The following is a 25,927-nucleotide window of genomic DNA, read 5'->3' as shown; positions in this document are numbered from 1 at the left end:
TAATTAATTAACAAAACTCGGTTTAGGGCACTCAAAAGTGCCCTTTCAAAGGGGGATGCCCTAAATTGAGTGCTTACTAGTAGCCCAATTGGCAAGTGGCATGGTCCACTTCTTCCGTATATTGCGGTATGCAAGATAAACCAGTTTTTCAAGGGCCGTATCCGACGGGAACACGCCCTTATTTTTTTGTTACCTTACGGGGCTGGCGGTGATATCCTTCAACGGTATTTGTAGTATATATAAGCTTACGGATAGCCGGAGTGTACTGGAAGTATTCGGACAGTTTATCCCAATTGTCCTGCCAGGACGAGGATGTAAATTAAACTGTGTCAACAAAGAGTAAAATAAAATATTAACTTTGCTAACACAGTTTTTTTATGAAAGAAGAATTTGATTTTGAATTCAATATACTAACTATTAATAATCCCTTTTATTAAATCTTTAATCTCTTTTGGAGACAGTTGCTCGTACTTAGTATCTGTGTCACTTGTTACGCCCTTCTTAGTCTCTAAATATGTTAGCCAAAGTGCCAAAAAGGTCTTGGTAAATTCTTTCGCAAATATGCCATTAGAATACTTTCCGACATATCCGTTGTATGAGGTTAATATTCCACTTCTGACTGGATAAAACTCATAATCATCTTCAACGACTTCAACATAACCAGACTCATTGATAACGACATAATTATCATGTCGGTCATCTGCTGCCATAACTACATATTTTAATTCCTTGTAATTAAAGATATGCTTAGGGACTTCTACCAAAAATAAATATGGATAAAAGTATGCATCTAAAGTCTTATACTCTTGCCCATTTGCTATACTATACTCTTCAAGTCTTTTGCGCAGCCTTTTATTAAGATTAATTGCATTCTCTCTTCCGTAAATATAGTATATCTCTTCCGAGTCATTTTTTACTTTTTTCACCCGGCCATCTTTGCATAGAAAATAATCAATAGAAAAATCGTCAAGTAATCCTCTAGATTCCATTAAGTTGAGTTTAAAGCAATATTTTACAGATGCTTTAGATTCTTCAACTAGTAAATCTACAAAATTGATTTCGTCATAATGACTTTTAATTAAATCTCCATCATGAGAGGTGTCTATTTCAAGTAAATCCATACCCAATGTCCTATCCAGTTTGAAAGGATTTTGAGAATACTTATTTCGTATAAGTGTAATATCTTCTTCGCTCAAAATTGAATAATAATCATTACGCATTGAACAAATGTAAGAATAGAAGTCCTCTTCGGAACAATCGGCATGTCTTCCGTCAGTTGTTTGACTTATTGATTCAAGTTTCGCAAGTTCAACTTGCAGGTTTTAATCTATAAATGTCGCAAATATGTTTCATATCTTCCTCCCTGTTGATGATAGCCTGATAGATATCTTCATCAGTCAATCCGAAGAGTTCCGCAACCGCAATGACCAGTTCTTGCATGACGCCCCATATCCTTTCCGCAACGGACAGTTCCAAAGAATCCTTGGTTACGTCTTCAAAGAGCTTTCCCATGGTCTCGTAGGCTGCAAACCTCTTCACTAAGGAAAGGATGTTGTATTGCAAAGCCGTCAGGGATGTCGCCGCGATTTGCGAGGCGAAGTTGCCGGCCTGGCATTTGCCCAGCCCCAACAGCCCCTTCGCTTCCTTGAACACGACTTCCAAAGACCACCTTTGGGCATAAATCCGGTACGCTTCAAGGAACTCAAGCCGTATGTCCGTGGTCATCAGGCCGTTCCATGCGCCCCGTTTGCTTCTCCTGACAAAGTACAGGCGTACCTTGGTATCCGCAAAGGTCACGTCCGCCACGATGTAATAGCAACGCAGTCTCCTGCTGTACTTCCGCCTGCCTTGCCTGTTAAGGTGCCTGATCAAGGCCGGCGCGGTATAAGGCTTCCCGTCCAGACAGTATTTTGTCCTGCTGTTTTCTCCCACCTTGATCATGCCCAGGTAATCGCACCTGACGTGGCGGGAGCGGATGAACCGGATGACATCCTTGCAGGCGAACCAGCTGTCTGCCAGCACATACCTGAACCTGACCCCTTTGCGGATGGCGCGTCTTATCATGGCAATCATCAGGTCGGTTTTCTTTGCCGTGTATTCACCGATACGCTCCTGCAAGGCGTCGCCGCTGTCACGTCCTTTGGTGAAACGTCTTGCGAGCTCTTCATCGGACATCCCGAACTTTCCATCCTTTCCTTTTTCACCCAGCAGTGCAAAATCCAGAAGCATTTGGGTTGTCCCGTCCGTGACGGCAAGGAACAATGCCTTGAAACCGAGGATGCACCTGTGATGGACATGGGAAAACACCCTGCCGATGTTCTCCATGCGCCGTCCCGTCTTGGGATAGTCCGTGTCATCGACTATCAGACAGACCGTGCCTTCCTTGCGCCCGGAGCCCCACCGTCAAGTTAGAAGTGCAACTCCGCCACCGCCTTCCTCCGTCCTTGGAGCGTAGCGGAAAGGGCGGAGGAAGGCGGTGGAAGCCCGGAATCAGGGTCATCCGGCAATACAAAATAAAAAAGGGAGACCTCTGTCTCCCACGGATTAATTACTTTTGTATTGTCTATGAAGTATAAGCACTTAACCCGTGAGCAAAGGTACGCAATTTACCTGGGACGACAAAAGGGTGAGACTCTGGAAATGATTGCTCGTTCCATAGGAGTCCACAAATCGACGGTAAGCCGTGAGATAAAGCGTAACTCCACGCCGAGCGGCAAGTATGTATGGAACAAGGCGCATGACATGGCAGAATCCCGCCGGTGTCATACGCCCGGCAACAGGGGGCTGGATGATGTGCTGCAATGGCGCATCATTGAGTTCATAAAAAACGAGCAGTGGTCTCCCCGGCAGATATCCGGACGTTTGAAGCTGGAGGGTATAAACGTCTCCCATGAAGCCATTTACGCCCTCATCCGCAAGGACGAAAGCGGGGAACTGGCTTCCCATTGCCGGCATAAGATGAAATACAAGCGCAAGGCCTCACACCGTCATGAGACTAAGGCCACGAACATCCGTAACCGTGTGAGCATACACGAGCGTCCGGCGGAAGCCGACGGCAAACGTTTCGGGGACTGGGAGATGGACCTCATCGTGGACAAGGACAGCAACGCCATCCTCACGCTGACGGAAAGGAGCACGAACTTCCTGTTGATGGAAAGGCTCAAGCACGGGAAGAAAGCGAAGCCTGTGGCAAGAACCGTGTGGAGGTTGCTGCTGCCATACAAGGGAGAGGCCTTGAAGTCCATCACCACGGACAACGGCAGTGAGTTCGCCGAGCATGAATGGATAACCAAGAAGCTCAACGTGCCCGTGTATTTTGCCGATTCCTATTGCGCATGGCAGAAAGGAGCCATAGAAAACGGCAACAAGCTGATACGGCAATATATCCCGAAAGGAACCGACATCAGTACGGTTACAGAAGGAAAAATAACCAAGATCAGGAAGAAAATTAATGCCAGACCGAGAGAAAAACTCAATTTCTTGACTCCGGCTGAGGTCTTTTTCAAAAATATTTCGTAATGTTGCACTCGCTGGTTGACTCTGCCCTTGCGCCCGGAGCGGAGTCTGATCTTCGACCAAAGCTGGAGGGTGAGGTGATAGACGGACTTCCGCCAGTTTATCTTGGGATTACTCATGAAACGGTAGAACACGTCTTTCTTGCATCCCAGCAAGCCGCTTAAGGAAGACCCGGTGAAACGATAAGGGTTACGGACCATGAAACACGGGTACAACAGCAAAGCCTGGAACACCTGCAACAACGGATACACATTGTTGCACTTGCTCTTCATGCCGAACAAGGTGGATTCATTCATTCTTAACCATTTGATAACGTCCAGTATGGAATACATCGCTTTATGCGCGTCATTTTTTCTAAAAAATGCGCTGATTTCTGAAAGAAAGTCTGTAACTTTGTGCAAGGGCATAGGGCTGAGTAATGTTTTGATTTGCAACTATAAAATTACTCATTTTCTGCGATATGTGGAAATCCCTGTGCCTCTTTTATATCCCAAGAAGAAGGTTATCTATTAACTTGCGAAACTTGAATTATTGAGTTATAAAAACTACGCTTAGCGACAAAGACTATAGCTCCATGACAATACCTTTCTACACGTTTTGCATCAACTGGTAATGGTTCGCCTGTGTCATAATCATATACTCGATAGATCCAATTCTTAGCATCGATGTAATGAGCCGGCTTATCTTCAATCAATTCTTCACTAATTCGATCTTCAAAAATAAAAGGAAGTTTATCAAATTCAAGATAGAAATAATTCCACAATTCATCTCCAACAAAACTTCTGATTACTAAACGTTTTGGCTTACAAATAAAAGTAAATTGGTAGTCCAGATAAATACACCCTTCTTCAGGTGCAATGCTCGCTCCTTCCAGCTTTAGACCGCCTCTAGAAGGCAACATGGAATAATTCAATACGCCATATCTCGATAAAGCATTTAGAGTCTTTACAATATCTTCTCTTTCTGTAAGGACAGTATGAACCGGTTTCATGCCTCTAAAGAGAATTTTATATATGAAATTCCATTCTTGTATATTTCTTAGACGTAAATCACCATCAGATCTTTCCCAGGAATCCAAGGCTGCAATCAAATCATCCATATTCGGTCGTTTCCTCGGTTGTTCTTGTGTTGCATCATGAAGAAAATCATCTATTTCTACAAGATATTTACCTCTATACTGCTGGATATCATGAAGGCTGATAGAACTATATTCAACATCATATCTTCCATCAAACCCATCTTCATCTGTGGCTAAATACATCCATAATGACTTAGCCAAAGAGTATACATCTGCGGCTGGCGTAGCTTTACTTGCATCCCTTAACACCTCTGGGGCTATAGTATTCCAAGCTCCCAATTTATCACCTTTCTTTGTTTGATGATCGCTGTCTGGGATATCTACAATACCGAAATCTCCAATTAGAAATTTATCATCCAACCGATATAAATTTTTAGGTTTAATATCACGATGAGTATAACCAAACTTATGAACTTGCGATAAAGTTATAGCGAAATTGCGGAATGCTTCAACTGCAAATTTCACAATATCATCTTTATACATATCTTTCGGAAGTGCTTTTTCTATTTTCTTCTTCCAATCCTTAATTTCGTCACTTATGCTTCTAGCTATTGGCATCACATACCAACACTCATCAATATTAAAATCAATGATTGGCATAACCCCCTCTATGCCCTTTCTCGCACACATACGCATCACTTTGATTTCATCTTTGAATCGTGATATTTTATCTTGATTTTTCTCATAGAGAAACTTAATAGCAAATTCTTGTCCATCACTTTTACGCTTGCATCTAAAGACTTTAGCAGCTCCTCCAGATCCTAAAGAGGATTTCATATCTACATCATATATATCTACATATGATTGTCCAATATTTAGAGAATTTATTTGATTTTTATATTTGATGAGCATACTCCACTTTACTTTTAGATCTTTAATAATTTTCTCTTTAATACTTTTCAAACTATACATAGTGATAATAAACATAATGTTCCCTTAACCCCATTTCAGGTAATATTTCAATCATAATTATATTGTATGATTCCATTGCGCTCCATGTCTAGCATCACAAAACGGACACCTTCAACCACTGCCCAATGGTAGTAGTGATTGACCATAACACCAAGTGTGCAAAGAATGACCATCAAGACGGAGCTTTTCCCATAATTTTGACATAGTCTCTAGCTCTGCATTTTTAATTCAGGAAAAATATTTAAAATCATCACTACCCCCAATATACCACTAGAAAATAAAAGACTCACCCTGAGCGCGCTGTTCTTATGGGAAGCGAGGAGAGTATGTTATTGCAACATTTAATTAATTCAAGTTTCGCAAGTTAATAGATAACCTTCTTCTTGGGATATAAAAGAGGCACAGGGATTTCCACATATCGCAGAAAATGAGTAATTTTATAGTTGCAAATCAAAACATTACTCAGCCCTATGCCCTTGCACAAAGTTACAGACTTTCTTTCAGAAATCAGCGCATTTTTTAGAAAAAATGACGCGCATAAAGCGATGTATTCCATACTGGACGTTATCAAATGGTTAAGAATGAATGAATCCACCTTGTTCGGCATGAAGAGCAAGTGCAACAATGTGTATCCGTTGTTGCAGGTGTTCCAGGCTTTGCTGTTGTACCCGTGTTTCATGGTCCGTAACCCTTATCGTTTCACCGGGTCTTCCTTAAGCGGCTTGCTGGGATGCAAGAAAGACGTGTTCTACCGTTTCATGAGTAATCCCAAGATAAACTGGCGGAAGTCCGTCTATCACCTCACCCTCCAGCTTTGGTCGAAGATCAGACTCCGCTCCGGGCGCAAGGAAGGCACGGTCTGTCTGATAGTCGATGACACGGACTATCCCAAGACGGGACGGCGCATGGAGAACATCGGCAGGGTGTTTTCCCATGTCCATCACAGGTGCATCCTCGGTTTCAAGGCATTGTTCCTTGCCGTCACGGACGGGACAACCCAAATGCTTCTGGATTTTGCACTGCTGGGTGAAAAAGGAAAGGATGGAAAGTTCGGGATGTCCGATGAAGAGCTCGCAAGACGTTTCACCAAAGGACGTGACAGCGGCGACGCCTTGCAGGAGCGTATCGGTGAATACACGGCAAAGAAAACCGACCTGATGATTGCCATGATAAGACGCGCCATCCGCAAAGGGGTCAGGTTCAGGTATGTGCTGGCAGACAGCTGGTTCGCCTGCAAGGATGTCATCCGGTTCATCCGCTCCCGCCACGTCAGGTGCGATTACCTGGGCATGATCAAGGTGGGAGAAAACAGCAGGACAAAATACTGTCTGGACGGGAAGCCTTATACCGCGCCGGCCTTGATCAGGCACCTTAACAGGCAAGGCAGGCGGAAGTACAGCAGGAGACTGCGTTGCTATTACATCGTGGCGGACGTGACCTTTGCGGATACCAAGGTACGCCTGTACTTTGTCAGGAGAAGCAAACGGGGCGCATGGAACGGCCTGATGACCACGGACATACGGCTTGAGTTCCTTGAAGCGTACCGGATTTATGCCCAAAGGTGGTCTTTGGAAGTCGTGTTCAAGGAAGCGAAGGGGCTGTTGGGGCTGGGCAAATGCCAGGCCGGCAACTTCGCCTCGCAAATCGCGGCGACATCCCTGACGGCTTTGCAATACAACATCCTTTCCTTAGTGAAGAGGTTTGCAGCCTACGAGACCATGGGAAAGCTCTTTGAAGACGTAACCAAGGATTCTTTGGAACTGTCCGTTGCGGAAAGGATATGGGGCGTCATGCAAGAACTGGTCATTGCGGTTGCGGAACTCTTCGGATTGACTGATGAAGATATCTATCAGGCTATCATCAACAGGGAGGAAGATATGAAACATATTTGCGACATTTATAGATTAAAACCTGCAAGTTGAACTTGCGAAACTTGAATTATATAATTGGGAAAAGAAATGGTTGGAGAATAATAATGAAAATTTTAATTTGTACTTGTTGCAAGGAAAAAGAAAATACGCTAGAAAATTTTCTTATTATTGTGGACAAACTATTAGATGCGTATATAGAAGACTAAAAGATAGGGATCATCATTTTAAAGAAATAGAACATAGCGATTATTCTATATGGATTGGTAAATTTTCCAATGTTGTACCTAATAAAACAGATATAAATGTAGTAGAGAAAATCATAACTTCAGAGCTAGCAGAATTAGAATTAGGATTTGAAAATATGATGAATGAAATAAATTTCCATCCACCAGTTTTCGATGTATATATTATTAATCAGTGGTATCATCCTATAAAAAATAGTGAATGGAAGAGGATACATTATAATTCACCTGCTAATTATATTCCAGATTTAATGATTTATGATTCAAACTCAAAAGAAATGAAGGGAACTAGAAAAATAAGGAAATTAGGAATATTGGAATAAGTTTCATGTAATATTCAGATTTAGTCTGATTTTACATCCAGATTCTGTGTGTGACATTTTACGTTCAATAGTTGAGATTTCCAGGTCGCGAAGGGTATGGGCAAAAACATTCTTGATTAGGGTAGCAGTATGAATACGCTTTCTGCCAAAAGCCTTGCCAATATTCCAACCAAAGTGCATAATGTCAATGCTTTTAAGTTGTGAGTCAACCTTTACGGGCGATACCTTTTGTAAGGTATCGCTTGTACTATATTCTGTAACGTATGTGCATAGACGGTTGAGATCTTCTTCACTCATATAGGCAACCATTGTTTGCTTCGTATAACTAATGACCTTTTCCAATTTGCTTTGAATAGCACGATTCATTTTTGCGATAGAATTGGTTCGCATAACTTCATATTCTGAAGGTTCAGAGATTGTTTCTTCAGCGGCAGAAGCAGGGTCTATGATATTGGGAATAGCCTGATTTGAATCTTCAATTGTAAGGGCTTCCGGTTCAGAAACGGTATCATTGTAATTTTTCATCGTTTGAAAAGCAGAGAAACGCAATAGAAAAGCTTCTATGCGTGGTAGCAGGAACTGATTAAAAGTTGTCTGTAAACTGGCATAGATCGCCATCAAGACAATTACTGTTGCAAAAAATGCAACACTGCTACTGAAATCGTCAACACCTTTGGATAAAACAAACTGCCGAGCTAAAACGCCAACAACAAGAGTACCTACCAATACAAGGGAATAGAGTGCTATATGTTCTATACTTTTCTGATTCATAGTGATATTTGCTAATTGTTTGTGCGCAAATATATGTCATTTCATAGATACCATGTTATAAATCCAGGAAAGTGGCAGCATTTGTCCTCGATATGGTACTTATTTCTATACCATCTATGCCACAATAGAATAAAAAAGAAGAGTCCGACTAGTTTTTAACCCCATGTCGGACTCTTCTTACGTTACAGAACTTTATACTTATTTCAGCGAAATCTTATTCGCCGTCTCTCGCTTCTTGGAATTGACCAAATCAGCATAGATTTGAGTAGTGGTGACATTCTTATGCGTTAGCATCTTCGACACTGTGTAAATGTCTGTACCTAAAGAGATTTGGATGACGGCGTATGAATGACGAAAGCAGTGGAAGGTTATGTGTTTTCTGATTCCGGCTTCGGCAATCCACTGTTTCAAGGGATGATGGGTCATGGAACGGGTTAAGCCTTTGAAGACTTTTCCGGTGCCCCATTCGCCACACAACTCCAGTGCCTCCTGACTGATGGGGAGGGTGGCTTCTGTTTCTGTCTTTTCGGTGCAGATACGGATGTAGTAGCCTTGATCCGGGCCGACTTCAAAATCACGCCAGTCCAACTTCAGAATATCACTGATACGGAGACCGGTCATGCAGGCAAACAGGGAGGCCTGTTTCAAGACTGGAATCTTGCATGGCGTAGCTGCCAATTTCTTGACTTCATCAAGTGTCAGATACTCTTTCTTGACCTCTTTCCATTCAATCTTTTCCAAAAAGTCGTTCAAGTTCTCACGCAGCATCTTCTCTTTATAGGCTATTTTCAACAAGGCTCGGAAAGTTGAATAATAGCCGGCTGCCGAATTTCGTGAGATGTAAGCATTGGGATGATTGATCTGTTTGCATTTGAGCAGGTAATCCCTGAACTTCTCGCAAAGTTCTACGGTGACATCGCCAAAGGTGCATTTACCGCCGACAAATTTCTCGAAGTGATTGTAAACGCAATCCCATTTCTCGTACTTTTCTCGTGCTTTAGTCCGGAAATAGGCGAGGAAATCTACCTTTTGTTTGTTCTTATCCAGGAACCCGAATTCTTCATTGATAAGCGACTGGACACGGATACAGCGGATTGCCTCTGCCTTGTTCAGCATATCCTGATTGAACATTCTTTGCTGCTCGTTCTTGGGCTTGGCATAAATGTAGATGCCGAGGAATTCCCGGCGGCTCATCTTCATCGTGTAAGGATTGCGGATGGCCGGGTAATAATCCAGATAAAGAGATATGCGGTCGTTACGCAATGGTTTTTGTCTCAGTGTTACGTTGGTGCATGTAAGTGTCATAGCTATATTGTTTTTTGATTAATACTTGTTTTTGTTGCAAATAAAATAGGTGTTCTAATGGTGGTATATATCACCGGAAAATAACTTTTGCCTCATTCTATCTTTGGAGGCTCAAAAAACTTGTCCAGCTCTGCCCGCAGGATCTTGGTATATTTACCGACCTTAATACGGGGAATATTATGGTATTTCACATAATGGTAGAGTTGGTCTCGTGTCAGATTGAATCGCTCCATCGCTTCGGCAATGGTGTAGTATTTAGGTTCTTCGGGAGCTATGAGGCCTTTGGCAATGTCCACATGTTTCTTGGAGTAGTACACCATGATGCCGACTTTCTTTTTGGGAATGGCATTCTTTGATACAAAAGAATAGATGGCCGTTAATGTCATGCCGAACTTCTCCTGCATATCTTGCGTGCTGTACCATTCCTTGATTTCAGGATCGGGAGCTTTCTTTGCAAAGTAGTCATCAATATGCTTTTTGCTCCAATAGGTTTTACCACGGTTAAATGTCCGGGGTATATTATGCTCTTTAGCTATATGAAATATCCAGGAATCTTTGACACCGAATTTCTCTTTAATCTCATTGGTGGTATAGAAGTCTGTGATAGGGATTGTATCTTTGGGCATTCGATATTGATAAGGCTTATTTTGAAGCATAGCATCAATATCAGTCCTCCTGATAAATGAAAGCCTACTGCTAATTTTAGACGCTTTAAGGTGACCTGCCTTTACCATGGTATAGATAGCTTGGCGAGATAGACCTAACAGACGTCCTGTTTCTGAAAAGGAAAGATATTCCTTCTCCTTAATGTCTTCAATGATGCGTTCAGTTTTCTGAACTTGAGTTTGTGACTCTGTTGTCTGCACTCGTTTTTTGCGTATGGCCCGTTTATAGGCAAAATTTGCACACCTGTGTGAACAGAACCTTGTAGAAACTTTCTGAGCCTCGAATTCTTTACCGCACCACTCACAAATCTTTTTAATTCTAAAGTTACTAGTTGCCATTTTTACTTAATATTTAGGGGTTAATTCTCCTTCATTTCTCCTGTTTTTTGTCAACCATCGTAAACTATTGTCAACCATAGTCAACATTCTCCACGACCTTGCCAACGATAATCCTCGTATTTTCGTGGTGAGGTACACAGGAGGTACAAAAAATGGCGTAAAAAGGCTTAGCAACGATTATCAACGATACTTGAGCAACAAAAAAGGCGCCCGTAAAGAGCGCCATATTAATCGATTATAATCAATTTAACTATTTGATAATCAAGTATTTACTTACCGATGCAGAAAGTGCTATATTTTAATAATTTATTTTATATCAACGATTTATATATGTATATGTGTTTGTTAAGGGACAAACTGGGGACAAAAATTGGGGTAAAAAATGCAAAAAAGAACAAGTATAGACATTGAAATTGGCTCTTCAGTCCTGTTTGATTCAACTGATTTTTTTTGTAAAGTTAAAAATCTCTGATATTACTTAAAGCAATTTTGTCCCCCGTTCATTACTAATTTTGTCCCTGGGGACAAAACTTAAATCTGATTGAAAAAAATAGAAGTTTAGTTTGGTTTTTGTATATCTTATCAAGTTCTAAACTAAACGATTTTTGCAGCCAAAAGAAATAAACTCTCTTTTCCCTTTTTATTTTTTCGCTGCACCCCTCTTTTATACGGGAAGCATCTTCCGATACTCCGCACACCGACTTTCGGCCTTCCTGATAAGAATTATGTCGCGAAGGTATATGTCATGCCACATTGTTCACAAGGTCAAGTCTGCCGATTCTTACCAAAATCTCCACCTCGGTTTCACTGAGGTTGTATTTTGCTGCGAAACCTTGCCGGAATGTTCCATGACACCTTTTGTTGCGCCAAAATTTTATCAAGCCCGAAAGTAGCGGATGCTACCAGAGGGAAGACAAAAAACTTAAAATATTGAGATTATGGCAAATTACGCAACAAACAATTTCTTCGCACAGACGGAGAACGAAAAAGACCTTATTACGATTGAACAGTTCATAGAAGAGAATTTCTGTGATAACTACATTGCGAGACATGGACAATGTGTCGAGAGCGAGTTTTACTCCAAATGGGAGTGTCCGGAAAAAGAGATGAATGAACTTATTTCTTTATTGGAAGCTCCAAAGCAAATTTACATTAGCATACATTCTTATGAGCTTTCAAATGAGTATGTGAGTTTTAGGACATTTTCAAACGATGAATGGAAAATCAAGTAAAGACAGTCTTATGTACGAGAATAATGAAGAACAGTCCGACATCATAGGTAAGAGCTGTACCTTGCTTAACCCGTACAAGGGTTATACGGAGGGAACTGTTGTCGGCGATTATGGTGATAGAATCATTGTCTCCCTGACCAGTGGCAAAGAAATATCCGAGTACCGGGATGAAGTAATCATTTATGAATAACCTAAAAATATACTTATGACACCGATAGCAAAAAAATTTGTCCAGTGGGAAGTGCCTGCACTGGAGACATTGCAGAACAGTCGTGCGTACAAACTTCGTGAGAGCCTCAATAATGGCGGCAAGTTGAGCCGTGAAGATAAGAATTGGATTACACGAGAAGTAAGAAATGGAACCTATTTCAATAGAGGTATCGCATTAAGGGGTTATTACTTTAACTTCTCTGATGTGCTCAAACGATATTTCGTCAAACAATACGGCCATATTTTCGAGTGTTATGCCGTCGATAAAACAGCTTTGCGCTCAGCTCTTTACGGCAGAATTGAAACTATTGTAGAATTAAAATAAGACAGGAATAATGGGAAAATATCAATTTTATCAAGACCGTAAGGTTACAAGTTGGGAACGTGATTATTTCACGGTGGAAGCGGCAAGCTACAAAGATGCGGAAGCCATTGTCCGTTCATGGAAGTGTGAGGATGTTTCTAATATCATTGACAGCCGTTTGTGTTACGACGAATGGCGTGCGTTGGCCGACACATCGGAATGTATGTTCCCGGACGAAAATGGCGGCTGTCCGACAATCGAGGTATATAATTCTAAAGGAAAAGCTATTATAAACAATGCTCCTGAAAAGTCTTAATCAAAATAAATAGCCATGAATATAACGATAGAACATATCTTCTGCCCCTATTGCGACGAAGTGATAAACCTGTATTTTATAATTATGAACACGATTCTCTTTTCGTGTAATGAAGCTGAACTTCGCACAAGTATGGAACGTCTAAAGAAAAAGACCAGGTTTGACGAGTATTTCACATACGGCTTTGGGGCACATCATCTTTGGATTTATCACAAGAAAAATAAAATCAAAAGTGGTATTGAACTTGTTTGCATAAACGACTGATTCACAAACAAACTCTTTTATTTTCCACTTTTGATTTTATTAGTATTAAATAAGCCCTTTCAGGAAAGCCTTCAGTTTAGGGTCTTTTTCCCAAGACTTCTCTATTGTGGGGGTTCCTATATTTTCATACGCCTTTTCTAATGCTTCTCTTTTTAGCTTAGAATCCGCTCTTGCATAAATTTCAGTAGTCTGTATTGAAACATGTCCGAGTATATCTCTTATGTATATAAGATTAACTCCCGCCTGCAACAAGTGCATTGCTCTGGAATGCCGAAGCACATGAGGACTTACAACACCGGGGAACAATTCCGCATTTTTTATTTTGGCTATAGAAACGTACTTTTGCAATATGTATGTCATACCCGTAGAGGTGAGCTTTTCTCCCCAGCAATTGCTGAAAAGGGGGCGGCTTTGGGTTGAAAACGAATTAAGGTTCTGTTCCTCCATGTATTCCATTAATAATTGCATAATTCCGTCCTCTATCGGAACAATTCTCCTTTTTTTTCCTTTGCCCAATAATTCGACAGTATATGGTTTTGATGTTCTGACAGATTCAGGGGTTAAATCAATGATTTCTTGTACCCGTGCTCCTGTATGATACATTAAAGCCAACAATGTCATATCCCTTCGCCCGTGTTTTGTGTCTTTGGGTATTTGTTCCAATAAATATTTTACAGCATCAATCGTGAGATAGGAAATACTTTTCTTAGAAGCCCTTTTTAGCCGTATGGTACAGATGTCTTTCCATTGTGACATATGCTTTGGGTCTTCGTAAATCATGAACCTGAAAAAAGAACGGATTGCCGCATATCTTTGATTTCGGGTGCTTGCGGAACTCCGGCGTTCATCCTGAAGCCAATTAAGAAAACCTATAACCGTTTTTCGATTAACATGATAAAATGAAAGGTTCTCCGCTTTCACATGCTCCTTGTCCTGCATGTAAGTAATAAACAAGACAAGCGTGTCACGATATGAACGTATCGTATGATGACTTGTTCCACGTTCCTTAACAAGGTACTCCATGAAAAATTTTTCTACACACCTTGCAAAATCTTCATATTCATTCATTCTTGTGTAATATTAAATGTTTTTTACGATACATGCCCCTTATATATACCGGATGTAACGTTTGGAAATTCGCTTATTAATTCCGGATACATACTTTGGGTAAGTCTTAAGTAATGTTCTGTATTTATGGGATTCTTATGTCCCATGAAAGTTGCAAGAATTGGAAGCGTACAGTATATGTCCATCCCGTTGCGAACCATATTAACCATTGTATGAACACATGCCGTATGACGGAGGTCATGTACCCTTGGTCCGTCATGGTTTCCGATATAAGGTATTCCTGCATTGATTATTATCTTATGAAACCAACGGCTTACCGTACTGGAACCGACTCTTTTTCCCGTACCGGAAACGAACAGATAGCCGTTCGGAGCAGTAATGTTTGGAACGGATAGCCTGTCCCTGTAACTTATATACTGTCGTAGCACAATTTCAAGGCTATCGTTTATTGGAACCAAACGCTGAATATGGTTTTTGAGGCTATCCACGACAATAAAATGTCTGTCAAAATTTATATCCCGATTCCGAATGTTCAATGCTTCGTTTATTCTCAAGCCTGTACTATAAAGTAATCTTATTAATGAAGGTAACACCATTAATATTGTATGTGAATGGTATTGACTTGCAATTCTTAGCCTGTCGCACTCTTTGAAGACCTTTTCCATTTCTTCATGTGAAAAGATGTAGGGAATAAAATCTGACGAGGGATTCTTATGTGGATACGGTATGTAGCAATCATTTCCGACCGTACACATGTATTTAAGAAAAGCTGTCATCATCAGTACCTTGGTGTGTATTGTGGTACGTTTTCGATTAACAGATGCCCACTCATACCAGCCATCATACAATTCTTTGGTAATCTGTGTAGAAGTCAGATTGTTCTGTTGAAAATAAATATCTAATTCATGGAAAAACCATTTGGTCTGGGTTACAGTATGTCCGATTGCCTCTTTCTCCTTTATATACGCATACATATATGGAGAAAGCACACTATTATATCTCATTTGATTAACCATATAGAACCCCTCCTTTCTGATTATAAAAGTCATCACTAACCGAAGGCACGGAAAGGGAGCACCGCAACAAGGCATTAATATCAATCTTTAAGTATGAAAGCGTAGTTTCGGTTGTACTGTGCCCAAGCACTTCTGAAATAACTGGCATTGAGATTCCATTTTCTAACATTCGTGATGCTAAACTATGTCTTAAGCTATGAGGTCCATGGTGTTTTTCTTGGAATTTGACACCTGATTCCCGAAAATATTCCACTAAAATACATCTGAAAGTTCCTATTGATAGTGGTCTGATTGGAGGGTTTAGAGACAAAAAGACAGTTTTAATATTCGATTGAGGGCGCACATAACGGAGATACTCAGCCAAAGCATTTCCAACTTCGGTCAATAGAGGAAGGACAACTTCCTGTCCAGTTTTTTGTTGGGTCAATCGTATAACATTATTCTCCCAGTCTAAATTGTCAAGATTGAGATTAACAATGTCAGACCCTCTCAGCCCCAATCTGGAAGCGAGCAATATCATGGCATAATCTCTTTTCCCTTTACAGCTACTTCTGCAGACCGCATTTTCAATAGCCAGCACTTCTTCTTTCTCGTAATAAGAAGGAAGTTTTGTTCCTTTTTGACGTACCATACCAAACAAGAGTTCTGACAAGTCTCTATTCGTTTTGCCTGCCGTGAAAAGATAGGATAGGAAGCGTCTTAAAGAAGAAAAACGGTCAGACTGTATATTATGCCGGGAACTGATAAAAGCATAAATATCCGTATCTGACAATGTAGAAAGTGTGACTCCACGCATTTCCATCAATACTGAAAAGTTATTCAGCTGAAACCTGTATTGTCGAATCGTTTCTTTACGGACACGGTTCTCCTCGCTGTAAATTTTTATAAACTCTAACGCAGCCAAACCGATTTCTCCCGGAAATGGGTAATCCTTGTATTGGTATCGAGGATGTTGTGGGATAACAAAAGTTTTTTGTCCTTCAATATAAGCATTTAATGCCTGAATAGCAGGTATTACTTGTCTGCATCTGTACTTGTTTACACTTTGCTCGTATAAATCGTTGATACATTGTTCGCCTATTTGGGGAACATATTCACATACATCATGTGACTCCATGTATCTGCAAAGAAAGGCACAGCCTTTGAGACAGCATCTTATCTGCTCTGCCGATAATTTGTAGATACAAAAAACCTTTTCCGCAAAAGGAATCAAATCTTTACGGGCTACTGATTTTATTTGCATAATCCTAAATATTTAATGGATGGCGACTTTGCCAACCCAATGCAATAATAAGAATTTTGAGTGATATTATCTATAAAGATTATCATAAGTATCACTGAAAAACAAGTATTTATAAAAAATAGTATTACTTACTTTTGATTTTATTTTTCTTGTGATAAACCCAATTATCAAAACCTTTTGATAATTGGATATGCCAGAGGAAACCGAGCGATAAAAACAAGGTCTTCGAGCATCGCATCATGATTGCCCGTTTCTGACCTTGCTGTATATGTATAGGTAAGGATGGATTGCATTTTCTGGATTATTCAAGGTCATATTCTCAATACGGCGTATTGAGAATATGTACCTTCGATACTTTTTATCATGGCTATTTTCCGGGGGCAGGGATTCCTTTTTTAACGTGAGTTCGATGAATTTAGAATAAGGCAAGCTGTGTATCCAATGTGCGTTGTACATGGATGCAAGGCTTTTTAGGGAACACGCAATAAGCGGCAATTGCCCCAAGCATGTTTACTATGAAATTCTCAAAACTCCTGTGCCTTGAATGCTCCACTTGTGCGATGTTTTTCAATTCGTCATTCACGGTTTCAATTATAGCCCTCTTTCTGAGAAGAAGCTTGTCTGAGACACTCATCAACGCACCTTTCATGTTGCTTTTCAATTTTGTGATAAGTTGTATGCCATCGACAAAGAGCCTTTGGAAGAGATTCTTTCCGATATAGCCTTTGTCACCGACGAGCTTTCCGTAAATGAATTCAACAAAAGCCTTGTACTCAAGCGGTTTGCGGTCATCTACGTCACCTGGAGTTATCATGAAATTCAAAATCTCGCCCTTCTCGTTGCAAATCAAGTGCAGTTTGAAGCCAAAGAACCATCCCATGGAACATTTGCCTCTTTGCGCAATGCCCTTGAATACTTTGTGGATATGTATCCTTTGGTTCCTGCACACCCTCAACGGAGTGCTGTCGACAAAGCTTATGCCTGTACACTTGCCCAGCAATACCTTCTTTATAAATAAGGCCAAGGGGACGGCAACCTGCTTTTCAAGTTCCACGAAGCGGTTGTAGGAGACAACCTTGGGGAAGAGGTGGCGAAGGTGCTTGCAGACTTTTTCTACATAAAAATGCTTTAGGCAACGATAACCAGAGTCATGAAACAATATCATAATAAGCATAATTTCAGACTTTGACATGGTTGAATCGCGGTGATAAGCACGCTTATTATCAGATTTCAATGTGTATTTCTTCATCATAGCATCAAAAAACTTGCAGAAATCGTCTGCCATACAAAATAATTCTGTAACTTTGTCCTCGGTGATCATAGCGATTATTGTTTGTAAGTCTTTGTATTTTAGCACTATAAAGTTACAGCAATTTTCGCTAATCACCAAATCTTCAAACACTTATATTTCATCGAACTCACGTTTTTTTATTTTCTTTTGGCTGCACCACACCCTTTTATAGCACATTCCATTCGCTGCGGAGCGACCCTCATGCTTTTGCCCGCAGGGGGGGTATTCCTGCCCGCTTTCCTGCCTGCCTCCTGCTTCCCATTGCAGCCGGAACAGACGCCTGCCGGCTGCTTTACGCAAAGCCGGCTGTCGAACTTCCGGTCATGACCCTCCACGCAGGGCTTTTTGGCCTGCCATTGGCTCCTTTTTGCCGCTTCAATGTCAAGGGTGTGGCTGGCCTGCCGACTTCATGCCGGCACTACGGGGAGAGTGTGCCTGCTTGTGTCTTGCGGACACGTCCTTCCGAAGCCCGTCGCTTCGTGTTCTACTTTTTCACTACTGCTTTTGGCCGAAGTCACAATCATTTTCCGCCGCAAAGATAGTATGCGGTCGGGAGCGGCTTGACAAGCCTTGACCAATGCACAGCTGTACAAATCTTCCTTTATCGGGCCTGCGGTTTTGGGAGACCAAAAATAAAGAGTATTTGCTGGCAGTCCTTGGTGCATCCCTTTGCGGCACCTACTTTTTGGGGCATCGTAAAATTGATTTGTTTAACTTCTAAAAGCATTGAATTATGAAAAAGATTGAGAACACATTCACAGTGACAGGTTTCGTAGGTAAGGACGCTGAAATCCGCAGTTTCACCAGCGCAAGTGTAGCACGTTTCTCCCTGGCCGTAGGCCGTCAGGAGAAGTCCGGTGATCAGACCAGCCGGATATCCGCTTTCCTGAATTTTGAAGCGTGGCGCAAAAACGAGAACAAAGGGTCTTTCGACTACCTGGCCAAAGGTACCTTGCTTACCGTGGAGGGCTATTTCAAGCCCGAAAGATGGACAGACAAAGACGGCATCGAGCATAATAGCATCACGATGGTAGCTGTCAAGTTCTACCCGGCAGCGGAAAAGGAGGAAGCTCCTGCGGAACCGGCAGCGAAACCGAAACGGGGCAAAAAATAACCTCCTGCTTCCCGGTCAAAAGCGGCCTTCGGGTCGCTTTTCTTATGCTCATTGTTATTCTCTTCGAGCCTGTTCCTTTTATACTGCATCCATGCCGGTCCCGCCGTCCATTGATTTTCCTGTGCAAAGTTAAGCCGGGCTGGAACCGTCAAGGCGCGGCTACATTTGTGGTTAACAACCATCAACTCGCAAGCTCGTCAATACTTCTTGAACACAAATGCAATCGTCATGGACTGTCCGCTTCCTCCTTGCCTTGTTCCCTCCTTTCCGGCTTGTATCCTGCACATAAAATCAAATCCCGTCGGACGAGGCGAAACCTCCGAAGAGAGGGAAGAAAAACAAACAATTAAAATCATATCAAATGGAGACAATTTACAGCTTCAAAGGATGGGTAAAAGCAATCATCGACAATGAAAACGCAGAAGTTCTGTGTCAGTTGGAAGAAAATGGGGTCGGCAATATAGGGAAAAAGACTCTGGTCGAAATGGCGAAAGCGCAATTTGAACACTGGAAAGAGTTTTGTCAACTACTTGACACAGAGAGTAGAATAGCGGTGCATGTTTGTGTATACGGCAATGACATTCTACCCAACGGCTTACTTTGCCGGAAAGAGCACGAATGTGTCTATAGGGACTTCGTTAAAATTGAGCCGCACAGGAAGAATATTAACTTATAAAATTAAAAGACATGAAACAGATTATTTGGTCGAGCGAGGACAGGTTGGATGATAATGCAAGAGAAAGATACCAGGAATTTCAGCGTGAGGTGCAAGATGACAACACTTACATTGTCAGTGAAGAAGAATGGGCGGACGAGGTGTACGGCTATTTGGATGACGAACGGCATAACTTGAACAAGCACATTGACGGCGTTATCATGGTGTTTGCCGATTTAGGGCTGTGGTATGGCCGGAGGCAAGGCTACCAAATACTGGGCAGCAATATCGCCGACATATTGCACTCCCAATGTGATGAAGCCGAGTGGTACGGTGATGGTTACAACATTCGGGGGCGCATGATTCACCATGACGGAACAAACTATGTTTTGTACCGTATAGCCAAAGACAGGGACGAAGCGGAACGCATTGCCGCCAAAATCTACAGTGGGGAAATCGACGAGGAAGGCTTTCGCCGGAGAACCCGCTCCCTCTATCCGTATGTCGCCGATGTTTACGGCTGGAAGACCAGAAACCGTAAAAAGTCCGCGTGAGAATGACAAACATGGCAATGAATGCCGCAGCCGTCTATGGGATGTGTTGCGGCATATTCCTTTCATTCTGCATGAAAGACCCTTTTGCGGGCCGGGCAACCTGTTCTGACTCATCCGGACTAACCTTTATATATCTTTCCCTTTTCTATTATTCTCTGTACACCTACCTCTATAATCCGGACCGTAAGCCGTCTATTGTTTCTGCAAATTTCGATTGCCGCCTGTCAGTCCGCTCAAGGACCTCCTTGTTTGCTGGCGAAAAATCTTCCTCACCGTCTCCGCTGGCGAGCGTATTTTTCGCAGCATCCTTGTTCTTGGACTGGTCGCCAATCCTCGGGCAGAAAAATAAACAGCCTTCCGGTACAGGATTGTATCAGAGGGAAAAAAATCAAACTTAAAATTGAAGCATTATGACATTCAGAGAATTTATGAGCGAGAACGGCTACACGGTACAGACAACCTTTTGGGAAGATTTCACAATAGCCGACCGGTTTGGGCTTTCGGCTATCCGGGACACATACAACCGTGCTTTCAAGGAGTGGAATGAGAACTACAAGTTTCTGACCGAATTGGTATTGGTTCTCAATCACAAGATTTGGCAGCATCACAAGAGCCACCCCGAAGTCGCAGCACTTTACAATGACCTATGGAAGCAGGCAGACCTATACGCGGTCGAAAATCTGAAAGATGACGAGTTGAATTATTTTTTTGAAGTAACGGATTAAACAGATATTAAAATAGAAAAGATATGACAAAAGAAGAAGTTTTACAGCATGACAAGAAGTTTCGCTATATGCTCCTGTCCCGAATGCAGTCAGATTGCGAGTATTATCTGAACTATGGCAACAGGAATCCAAAACGCCTGTGGGCTGGCGATGAACAGCGACAAATCGAGTACATGATACTGTTGCATGACAGTTTCAAGGAGGATGAGAAACCGCAATGGCTGACAATGGATGAAATTATCGACTATCAAAAGAGAATGCTTGAGCCTGTCGCCTGATGCGAAAAGTAGCTGCAGCCGTCCTGATGGTGGCGGCTGCGGCATTTGCTGAGGTCTATCTCAACTCCTTTTTTATCGGCCACCGACATTCACTTCTGACATTTTTATTTTATTCAATGCCATGCGGCATAATAATTTATGAAAAGGTTTTATGAAAAAGAAGTATATCCGTCCCAAAGCATTGTGAAATTTAACGGATGTGCAGATACTGATTGCCTGCTCCGATTTTACCAGCTCGCCACACTCAATCTTGATTTCAAGAAATAGATGCCTGTCGTCTTTTTCAATTTGTATGTGATTGGTGGAGTTTTCCGTTATAAGGTCGTTAAAGCCGTTACTGGCTTTCAGCCCGAACCTTTTTACAATTTTATTCCGGATATTGAAAAGCAACCTTACAAGAGGAGGATAGTCGGAGAAAATCATGTCGTACACCTCCTGTGCCGTAATCTGCTTTTTCGTACATACACTTATCGAATATTTGTCTATGTAATCCATTTTACTGTTTTTTATTGCAACATTGCACGTTTATAATTTGACAATACATTTTCTATTCGGTCAAAAAACATTCCCCATCAATGTCTTTAATACGGATGACAGGAATACCCGTGCCATCCTCGAACTGTAGAACCCCTTTGTCCGGCTCTACACTCTTGACAATCCCGGTCGCCGTATGATAACTTCCACCCTCTTTCTTATCATCAGGCACAAAATAAGTAACACTAATAGTCGGCTTTTCATCCAATGATTGCAGATAAGCCAGCTTCCTGTTCAGCACTTCAGCATCACTTTCGGACAGTTCCTCTTCCGCCTCCGTCAGCCTTGCGGCCTCTGTGATGGCCGAATCATGTCCGGTCAATGCGGCAAAGGGAGCAAACTGGGCAGCACGGTTATACATGGACATCTGCGGATGTCTTTCGGAAACATGGTGCGGCAGGTTGATGATGTCGTCGTATGGGTGATTCATGCTTTGTGCCCTCCTATCTGTTCATTACGTTCCTTGGCAGTGGCGCCCTCTTCATAATTCAGTCCTTTCAGAATGGCGTTCTTACCGAACTGTTTCTTGATGTTCAGAATGGCCGTCTGTATTTGGCGCTCCTTGGCAAGCCTTTCCTTTTCTTCCCTCTGTTTCCTTTCCAGCGCTTCATAGTCTGTGAACAGGTCATACTGCACCGGAGACGGATTCTTGGCTGCCGTTTCTTCATCGACGACATGGTTCGTGGTCAGGTTGATGCGTCTCACCAGCAGCTTGGGATTGACAATCCGGTCGAAAAGTTCCATGACGGCTTCTGATATGAGCCGGGCGGATGATGTCGGGCTTTCAAGGTTGGCCGTGCCATGTGCGTGCTTCGGGACTTTCCGGCCATAGTAGTCGGTCGTTACTTCACCCTTATATGTTGTCCGTGCATCTTCATTGGACAGACTGGCTGTATCATAGCCGATGGTCAGCACGAGCTGGTCTGTAACCATCCTTTTGTCAAGCAGGTCGAGAGCGGCGCTTTCCGCCATTTCCCGAACTACCACACGGGCTTTCCGTACCGTGTATGGCTCCTGGAGCACCTGCCCGCTGCTGAACGAGTTCGTTGCCGGCTTATAGGCTTTTATAAATTCCATCGTGCAAGGCTCCCATCCCCAGGCATGGTCTATCAGCAGCTCTGCATTGACGCCAAACAGCTGATACAGCACCTCCTCGTTCCTGACGGACTGCCTTGCGATGTCTCCCATCGTGTAGATGCCGTATTGCTCCAGTTTGCTGGCTATGCCTTTTCCCACACGCCAGAAATCCGTCAGCGGTCGGTGCGTCCACAGCTTCCTGCGGTATGTCATCTCATCCAGTTCCGCTATGCGCACACCGTCCTTGTCCGCTGGGATATGCTTGGCCTCGATGTCCATTGCTACTTTGCAGAGGTACAGATTGGTGCCAATCCCTGCGGTTGCCGTGATGCCAGTCTGCCGCAGTACATCGCCGATCATTCTTCTTGCCAATTCGTGTGCCGTGACTCCGTAGGTGGACAGATAATCCGTTACGTCCATGAACACTTCGTCTATTGAATATACATGGATGTCCTCCGGGGCAATATAGTTGAGATATATCTTGTAGATGCGCGTGCTGTGCTCGATGTAATAAGCCATGCGGGGCGTAGCGGCGATATAGTCCACCTCCCAGTCCGGATGAGCTTTCAGATCAATGTCCGACACAGATTTTCCTGTCAGCCTGTATCCCCTTGAGTTTCTTCTGCGCCCGGCATTGACTTCCCTTAATTTCTGCTCAACCTCGAACAGCCGGGCCCGGCCGGGAATGCCGTATGCTTTTAGCGAAGGACTGACGGCAAGGCAGATGGTCTTTTCCGTCCGGCTCCTGTCGGCCACGACGAGATTGGTCGTGAGCGGGTCAAGCCCACGTTCCACACACTCGACCGAGGCGTAGAACGACTTCAGGTCAATAGCTATGTATGTCCTGCCTGTGTCCTGCATGTCTGTCTTGCCAACGGGTTATCGGTCTCTCCGGTAATCAGACTTCCTGAATCCGCCCCACAGCCCTTTAAGGATTTTGCCTACTACCCAGAACACGGCTATAATCACCAGAATTTCCATACTCTTCTCTTTTTATATAACCATATAATTATGCACTTATATAATTATGATTTTATATAATTATATATTATAACAATATCAATTCTATAACTCATTGAGGCTCTCCTCATTCTCCTCAATGTAAGTCATTATTATTGCGGCTGCAAGCGACCTCAAAGGAATATTACGGTGTGCATTGAGGCGGATTAGTTCAAGCCGTTTCTTTACCTCTTTGGGAAGCCAGATGGCAAATCCCTGCTCGCTTATGCCGGTATATTTTGCGAGGTTTTCCTCAAAGGCTTTCTTGCCTCTCTTGCGGCGTTTTGTCTCCCTTTCTGCGGCAGGGTCGCCGTTCGCATCCACGACGGGTTCTTTATCCTTGCCTGGTGTCGTTATGCCCCGCACGATGTCGTCCAGTCCCATGTTCGCAAGCGGGTTGTCTATTTCCGGTCTGCTGTTCTTTGCCATAGCCTTTATTTTTTAAGATCAAGTTCCTCGATGATTTTATTGAAAGCCGGTTCAAGCAGTTCCGTCTGGTTTTTCTCCAATGGGTACAGCGTGGAATATCTCTTTATGGCCACGCTCTGCCTCACCATCGGTGTAACGGTGCCGATCAGCCCGAGATACCCGATGGTCTGTTCCCGTTGCCGTATCTCTTCCGCCTTCCTCTCGGCCGCGTTGATTCGGTTGGGGATGAAAATCAGGCCGGCTGATGACACAGACTTCAAAGCCTTGACGAATATGCCTGTGGCGTCCACAGTGTCCGCGTCGAAAGATATGGGTACTATTGCCGTATCCGCTGATTGGTAGATGTATGCCAGGTTGCGGTCGTTCAGGTTTCCCGGACAGTCTATCAGTACGATACCCGGCACTTCTTTCAGTTTGCCCATTACCTGCACGAGCCGCTTATGGTCGGACGTGTCAAGCATCTCCACGTTCCACGGAATCTGCGCGTCCGGTGCGGCGTCCTTTTCACGTTGGCGGTGACGGAACAGCGATGCCTGAAGGTCTGCATCTATCACAAATGAGGGGAAGCCATGCTCTATAAGATGATTTGCGAACAAGGCACAGAGGGTCGTCTTGCCAACGCCTCCTTTGATGTTGCTGAATATGACAATCTTGTTTTTCATGTCCATGCGAATTTATGCTATATAATTCACCTACAAAGATACAAAATTATCGGCTCACAGCAAAGGAAAAACAGTTAATAATTATATATTTATGATTTTATATATTTATATAATTATATAGTTGCATCTATTTCGTATCTATTTGTATATCAAATATGAAGAATGTCATATAGTGAAATTGTACAAGAATGAATATAAGGTGATTGAATTCATTTTATATATAATTATATAATCACACGATAGAAGTCATTTCCGTCTGAAGGCTTTTCAACAAGGTTGTAGTAATTCAGCTCCTACTTACCACCTTGCATTTGAAGCAATCCGTTCACATCACCATTCCCGATATAAGCCAAGCATCTCCGTATCTTCTCGGCAGACCAATTCCACCATTGCAGCGTTTCAAGTTCCTGTATCACTTCTTCATCGAAACGCTTCCTTATCGGTCGGGCAGGAACACCGCCGACTATCGTATAGGGCGGCACGTCTTTCGTAACAACGGCACGGGCGGCTATGATTGCCCCATTGCCGATGTGAACACCAGCCATAATCACCGCTTCATAGCCTATCCACACATCGTTGCCTATCACGATGTCACCTTTGTTGTCCCAAGCCGTTGCCACGTCCGATTTCTCCAAATCCCAGTCTTCATAAAAGAGCGGGAAGGTGTAAGTGGATAGGGATTTTAAGGTATGGTTGGCACAGTTGAACAGGAATTTCGCGCCGCAGGCAATGGAACAGAACTTGCCGATTATCAGCCGCTCGTGGTTGATAGGGTAATGGTAAAGCACATTATTTTGCTCGAAAAGCAACGGGTCGGACACAAAATCATTATAGATGGTATAGTCTCCCACCTCGATAGACGGGTCTTTCACGACGGCATTCAGGTACACGGTCTGCGTGTCGCCTGCGCGTGGATATATCTTTTTCATTATGA

The 25,927-nt window shown here is 42.8% G+C and carries 28 protein-coding genes and 3 pseudogenes; 13 read left to right on the top strand and 18 right to left on the bottom strand.

From position 1 onward, the window contains the following. Positions 1 to 60: 60 nt before the first annotated feature. From B5G04_RS15280 to B5G04_RS15270, 3 genes and pseudogenes are all read right to left on the bottom strand, one after another. Positions 61 to 307, bottom strand: a pseudogene (locus B5G04_RS15280) (transposase); the annotation flags it as partial. A 103-nt stretch (positions 308 to 410) separates the two neighbouring features. After that, entirely contained in the window at positions 411 to 1,121 is a 711-nt protein-coding gene (locus B5G04_RS15275; RefSeq protein ID WP_143270474.1) for a hypothetical protein, read from the bottom strand. Between the two features lie 187 nt (positions 1,122 to 1,308). Then, positions 1,309 to 2,385 (bottom strand): annotated as a pseudogene (locus tag B5G04_RS15270) (transposase); the annotation flags it as partial. Positions 2,386 to 2,565: 180 nt separating this feature from the next. Here B5G04_RS15270 and B5G04_RS15265 point away from each other — a divergent pair. Beyond that, the gene (locus B5G04_RS15265) at positions 2,566 to 3,519 is read left to right on the top strand and encodes an IS30 family transposase (RefSeq protein WP_087395476.1); all 954 of its coding nucleotides are present in this window, start codon (positions 2,566 to 2,568) and stop codon (positions 3,517 to 3,519) included. A gap of 35 nt (positions 3,520 to 3,554) precedes the next feature. Here B5G04_RS15265 and B5G04_RS19435 read toward each other — a convergent pair. Together B5G04_RS19435 and B5G04_RS15255 are read right to left on the bottom strand one after the other, a co-directional pair. Next, positions 3,555 to 3,923 (bottom strand): annotated as a pseudogene (locus B5G04_RS19435) (IS4 family transposase); the annotation flags it as partial. 95 nt (positions 3,924 to 4,018) lie between these two features. Continuing rightward, entirely contained in the window at positions 4,019 to 5,506 is a 1,488-nt protein-coding gene (locus tag B5G04_RS15255) for a protein kinase (RefSeq protein WP_158100103.1), read from the bottom strand. 470 nt (positions 5,507 to 5,976) lie between these two features. Here B5G04_RS15255 and B5G04_RS15250 point away from each other — a divergent pair, with 470 nt between their 5' ends. After that, positions 5,977 to 7,428, top strand: a complete 1,452-nt coding sequence (locus B5G04_RS15250; RefSeq protein WP_087394992.1) for a transposase — start codon at positions 5,977 to 5,979, stop codon at positions 7,426 to 7,428. Positions 7,429 to 7,468: 40 nt separating this feature from the next. Further along, positions 7,469 to 7,942: a hypothetical protein gene (locus B5G04_RS15245; RefSeq protein ID WP_087397957.1), complete on the top strand. Its 474-nt coding sequence runs from the start codon at positions 7,469 to 7,471 to the stop codon at positions 7,940 to 7,942. Positions 7,943 to 7,945: 3 nt separating this feature from the next. On the opposite strand, the gene B5G04_RS15240 is transcribed toward B5G04_RS15245, so the two are convergent. The 3 genes from B5G04_RS15240 to B5G04_RS15230 all read right to left on the bottom strand — a co-directional run bounded on the left by B5G04_RS15240 (position 7,946) and on the right by B5G04_RS15230 (position 11,022). Next, entirely contained in the window at positions 7,946 to 8,713 is a 768-nt protein-coding gene (locus B5G04_RS15240; protein WP_087397956.1) for a mobilization protein, read from the bottom strand. A 198-nt stretch (positions 8,714 to 8,911) separates the two neighbouring features. After that, the gene (locus B5G04_RS15235; RefSeq protein WP_035449428.1) at positions 8,912 to 10,018 is read right to left on the bottom strand and encodes a site-specific integrase; all 1,107 of its coding nucleotides are present in this window, start codon (positions 10,016 to 10,018) and stop codon (positions 8,912 to 8,914) included. Positions 10,019 to 10,110: 92 nt separating this feature from the next. Continuing rightward, the gene (locus tag B5G04_RS15230) at positions 10,111 to 11,022 is read right to left on the bottom strand and encodes a helix-turn-helix domain-containing protein (protein ID WP_087397955.1); all 912 of its coding nucleotides are present in this window, start codon (positions 11,020 to 11,022) and stop codon (positions 10,111 to 10,113) included. Between the two features lie 938 nt (positions 11,023 to 11,960). Between B5G04_RS15230 and B5G04_RS15225 the strand changes: the two genes are divergently transcribed. Genes B5G04_RS15225 through B5G04_RS20580 form a run of 5 tightly spaced genes read left to right on the top strand, consistent with a single transcriptional unit; the run spans position 11,961 to position 13,348 of the window. After that, positions 11,961 to 12,254, top strand: a complete 294-nt coding sequence (locus B5G04_RS15225) for a hypothetical protein (protein WP_087397954.1) — start codon at positions 11,961 to 11,963, stop codon at positions 12,252 to 12,254. A gap of 10 nt (positions 12,255 to 12,264) precedes the next feature. Then, the gene (locus tag B5G04_RS15220) at positions 12,265 to 12,444 is read left to right on the top strand and encodes a ribonuclease P (RefSeq protein ID WP_087334759.1); all 180 of its coding nucleotides are present in this window, start codon (positions 12,265 to 12,267) and stop codon (positions 12,442 to 12,444) included. 15 nt (positions 12,445 to 12,459) lie between these two features. Next, positions 12,460 to 12,789 carry a molybdenum ABC transporter ATP-binding protein gene (locus B5G04_RS15215; protein ID WP_087397953.1) on the top strand — a complete coding sequence of 110 codons (330 nt, stop codon included), beginning with the start codon at positions 12,460 to 12,462 and terminating at the stop codon, positions 12,787 to 12,789. Between the two features lie 10 nt (positions 12,790 to 12,799). Further along, complete coding sequence (locus B5G04_RS15210) at positions 12,800 to 13,084, top strand: hypothetical protein (RefSeq protein ID WP_087397952.1); 285 nt, start codon at positions 12,800 to 12,802, stop codon at positions 13,082 to 13,084. A gap of 15 nt (positions 13,085 to 13,099) precedes the next feature. After that, on the top strand, positions 13,100 to 13,348 hold the full coding sequence (locus tag B5G04_RS20580) for a hypothetical protein (protein WP_087397951.1): 249 nt from the start codon (positions 13,100 to 13,102) through the stop codon (positions 13,346 to 13,348). A 45-nt stretch (positions 13,349 to 13,393) separates the two neighbouring features. Here B5G04_RS20580 and B5G04_RS15200 read toward each other — a convergent pair whose 3' ends face one another. The 4 genes from B5G04_RS15200 to B5G04_RS15180 form a co-directional block, all read right to left on the bottom strand. Continuing rightward, positions 13,394 to 14,416 carry a site-specific integrase gene (locus tag B5G04_RS15200; protein WP_087396925.1) on the bottom strand — a complete coding sequence of 341 codons (1,023 nt, stop codon included), beginning with the start codon at positions 14,414 to 14,416 and terminating at the stop codon, positions 13,394 to 13,396. Between the two features lie 23 nt (positions 14,417 to 14,439). Next, a complete protein-coding gene (locus tag B5G04_RS15195; protein WP_087397096.1) occupies positions 14,440 to 15,420 on the bottom strand; it encodes a tyrosine-type recombinase/integrase in 981 nt (326 codons plus the stop codon). A 4-nt stretch (positions 15,421 to 15,424) separates the two neighbouring features. Then, positions 15,425 to 16,675 carry a tyrosine-type recombinase/integrase gene (locus B5G04_RS15190; protein WP_087396923.1) on the bottom strand — a complete coding sequence of 417 codons (1,251 nt, stop codon included), beginning with the start codon at positions 16,673 to 16,675 and terminating at the stop codon, positions 15,425 to 15,427. 415 nt (positions 16,676 to 17,090) lie between these two features. Further along, positions 17,091 to 17,996, bottom strand: a complete 906-nt coding sequence (locus B5G04_RS15180) for an IS982 family transposase (RefSeq protein WP_087396154.1) — start codon at positions 17,994 to 17,996, stop codon at positions 17,091 to 17,093. A 703-nt stretch (positions 17,997 to 18,699) separates the two neighbouring features. Between B5G04_RS15180 and B5G04_RS15165 the strand changes: the two genes are divergently transcribed. From B5G04_RS15165 to B5G04_RS15140, 5 genes are all read left to right on the top strand, one after another. Continuing rightward, complete coding sequence (locus B5G04_RS15165) at positions 18,700 to 19,080, top strand: single-stranded DNA-binding protein (protein ID WP_087397948.1); 381 nt, start codon at positions 18,700 to 18,702, stop codon at positions 19,078 to 19,080. Positions 19,081 to 19,441: 361 nt separating this feature from the next. Beyond that, entirely contained in the window at positions 19,442 to 19,756 is a 315-nt protein-coding gene (locus B5G04_RS15160) for a hypothetical protein (protein WP_087397947.1), read from the top strand. Between the two features lie 11 nt (positions 19,757 to 19,767). Continuing rightward, positions 19,768 to 20,289, top strand: a complete 522-nt coding sequence (locus tag B5G04_RS15155) for a hypothetical protein (RefSeq protein ID WP_013616431.1) — start codon at positions 19,768 to 19,770, stop codon at positions 20,287 to 20,289. 410 nt (positions 20,290 to 20,699) lie between these two features. Continuing rightward, the gene (locus B5G04_RS15145) at positions 20,700 to 21,014 is read left to right on the top strand and encodes a hypothetical protein (RefSeq protein WP_072544739.1); all 315 of its coding nucleotides are present in this window, start codon (positions 20,700 to 20,702) and stop codon (positions 21,012 to 21,014) included. Positions 21,015 to 21,037: 23 nt separating this feature from the next. Then, entirely contained in the window at positions 21,038 to 21,292 is a 255-nt protein-coding gene (locus tag B5G04_RS15140) for an LPD11 domain-containing protein (protein WP_013616433.1), read from the top strand. Positions 21,293 to 21,364: 72 nt separating this feature from the next. Here B5G04_RS15140 and B5G04_RS15135 read toward each other — a convergent pair whose 3' ends face one another. The 6 genes from B5G04_RS15135 to B5G04_RS15110 form a co-directional block, all read right to left on the bottom strand. Continuing rightward, positions 21,365 to 21,787: a DUF2867 domain-containing protein gene (locus B5G04_RS15135; RefSeq protein WP_013616434.1), complete on the bottom strand. Its 423-nt coding sequence runs from the start codon at positions 21,785 to 21,787 to the stop codon at positions 21,365 to 21,367. A 52-nt stretch (positions 21,788 to 21,839) separates the two neighbouring features. Beyond that, positions 21,840 to 22,256, bottom strand: a complete 417-nt coding sequence (locus tag B5G04_RS15130) for a hypothetical protein (RefSeq protein ID WP_013616435.1) — start codon at positions 22,254 to 22,256, stop codon at positions 21,840 to 21,842. Further along, on the bottom strand, positions 22,253 to 23,764 hold the full coding sequence (locus B5G04_RS15125) for a DNA methylase (RefSeq protein WP_087397945.1): 1,512 nt from the start codon (positions 23,762 to 23,764) through the stop codon (positions 22,253 to 22,255). Before B5G04_RS15125 ends, B5G04_RS15130 begins: the two co-directional genes overlap by 4 nt. A 204-nt stretch (positions 23,765 to 23,968) precedes the next feature. Further along, a complete protein-coding gene (locus B5G04_RS15120) occupies positions 23,969 to 24,331 on the bottom strand; it encodes a hypothetical protein (RefSeq protein WP_013616438.1) in 363 nt (120 codons plus the stop codon). A 5-nt stretch (positions 24,332 to 24,336) separates the two neighbouring features. Further along, on the bottom strand, positions 24,337 to 24,993 hold the full coding sequence (locus tag B5G04_RS15115; RefSeq protein WP_087397973.1) for a ParA family protein: 657 nt from the start codon (positions 24,991 to 24,993) through the stop codon (positions 24,337 to 24,339). A 293-nt stretch (positions 24,994 to 25,286) separates the two neighbouring features. After that, complete coding sequence (locus B5G04_RS15110; RefSeq protein ID WP_087397944.1) at positions 25,287 to 25,925, bottom strand: CatB-related O-acetyltransferase; 639 nt, start codon at positions 25,923 to 25,925, stop codon at positions 25,287 to 25,289. Positions 25,926 to 25,927: the final 2 nt, after the last annotated feature.

Source organism: Bacteroides sp. An51A, assembly GCF_002161565.1.
In the GTDB taxonomy this organism is placed as follows: domain Bacteria; phylum Bacteroidota; class Bacteroidia; order Bacteroidales; family Bacteroidaceae; genus Phocaeicola; species Phocaeicola intestinalis.
This window is presented reverse-complemented; position numbering and strand designations above follow the sequence as displayed.

Excerpts from the sequence above, each read along its gene's own strand:
- B5G04_RS15275 (WP_143270474.1), bottom strand. The coding sequence starts at position 1,121 with ATGGATTTACTTGAAATAGACACCTCTCATGATGGAGATTTAATTAAA.
- B5G04_RS15265 (WP_087395476.1), top strand. The coding sequence starts at position 2,566 with ATGAAGTATAAGCACTTAACCCGTGAGCAAAGGTACGCAATTTACCTG.
- B5G04_RS15255 (WP_158100103.1), bottom strand. The coding sequence starts at position 5,506 with ATGTATAGTTTGAAAAGTATTAAAGAGAAAATTATTAAAGATCTAAAA.
- B5G04_RS15250 (WP_087394992.1), top strand. The coding sequence starts at position 5,977 with ATGCCCTTGCACAAAGTTACAGACTTTCTTTCAGAAATCAGCGCATTT.
- B5G04_RS15240 (WP_087397956.1), bottom strand. The coding sequence starts at position 8,713 with ATGAATCAGAAAAGTATAGAACATATAGCACTCTATTCCCTTGTATTG.
- B5G04_RS15235 (WP_035449428.1), bottom strand. The coding sequence starts at position 10,018 with ATGACACTTACATGCACCAACGTAACACTGAGACAAAAACCATTGCGT.
- B5G04_RS15230 (WP_087397955.1), bottom strand. The coding sequence starts at position 11,022 with ATGGCAACTAGTAACTTTAGAATTAAAAAGATTTGTGAGTGGTGCGGT.
- B5G04_RS15225 (WP_087397954.1), top strand. The coding sequence starts at position 11,961 with ATGGCAAATTACGCAACAAACAATTTCTTCGCACAGACGGAGAACGAA.
- B5G04_RS15220 (WP_087334759.1), top strand. The coding sequence starts at position 12,265 with ATGTACGAGAATAATGAAGAACAGTCCGACATCATAGGTAAGAGCTGT.
- B5G04_RS15215 (WP_087397953.1), top strand. The coding sequence starts at position 12,460 with ATGACACCGATAGCAAAAAAATTTGTCCAGTGGGAAGTGCCTGCACTG.
- B5G04_RS15210 (WP_087397952.1), top strand. The coding sequence starts at position 12,800 with ATGGGAAAATATCAATTTTATCAAGACCGTAAGGTTACAAGTTGGGAA.
- B5G04_RS20580 (WP_087397951.1), top strand. The coding sequence starts at position 13,100 with ATGAATATAACGATAGAACATATCTTCTGCCCCTATTGCGACGAAGTG.
- B5G04_RS15200 (WP_087396925.1), bottom strand. The coding sequence starts at position 14,416 with ATGAATGAATATGAAGATTTTGCAAGGTGTGTAGAAAAATTTTTCATG.
- B5G04_RS15195 (WP_087397096.1), bottom strand. The coding sequence starts at position 15,420 with ATGAGATATAATAGTGTGCTTTCTCCATATATGTATGCGTATATAAAG.
- B5G04_RS15190 (WP_087396923.1), bottom strand. The coding sequence starts at position 16,675 with ATGCAAATAAAATCAGTAGCCCGTAAAGATTTGATTCCTTTTGCGGAA.
- B5G04_RS15180 (WP_087396154.1), bottom strand. The coding sequence starts at position 17,996 with ATGATCACCGAGGACAAAGTTACAGAATTATTTTGTATGGCAGACGAT.
- B5G04_RS15165 (WP_087397948.1), top strand. The coding sequence starts at position 18,700 with ATGAAAAAGATTGAGAACACATTCACAGTGACAGGTTTCGTAGGTAAG.
- B5G04_RS15160 (WP_087397947.1), top strand. The coding sequence starts at position 19,442 with ATGGAGACAATTTACAGCTTCAAAGGATGGGTAAAAGCAATCATCGAC.
- B5G04_RS15155 (WP_013616431.1), top strand. The coding sequence starts at position 19,768 with ATGAAACAGATTATTTGGTCGAGCGAGGACAGGTTGGATGATAATGCA.
- B5G04_RS15145 (WP_072544739.1), top strand. The coding sequence starts at position 20,700 with ATGACATTCAGAGAATTTATGAGCGAGAACGGCTACACGGTACAGACA.
- B5G04_RS15140 (WP_013616433.1), top strand. The coding sequence starts at position 21,038 with ATGACAAAAGAAGAAGTTTTACAGCATGACAAGAAGTTTCGCTATATG.
- B5G04_RS15135 (WP_013616434.1), bottom strand. The coding sequence starts at position 21,787 with ATGGATTACATAGACAAATATTCGATAAGTGTATGTACGAAAAAGCAG.
- B5G04_RS15130 (WP_013616435.1), bottom strand. The coding sequence starts at position 22,256 with ATGAATCACCCATACGACGACATCATCAACCTGCCGCACCATGTTTCC.
- B5G04_RS15125 (WP_087397945.1), bottom strand. The coding sequence starts at position 23,764 with ATGCAGGACACAGGCAGGACATACATAGCTATTGACCTGAAGTCGTTC.
- B5G04_RS15120 (WP_013616438.1), bottom strand. The coding sequence starts at position 24,331 with ATGGCAAAGAACAGCAGACCGGAAATAGACAACCCGCTTGCGAACATG.
- B5G04_RS15115 (WP_087397973.1), bottom strand. The coding sequence starts at position 24,993 with ATGAAAAACAAGATTGTCATATTCAGCAACATCAAAGGAGGCGTTGGC.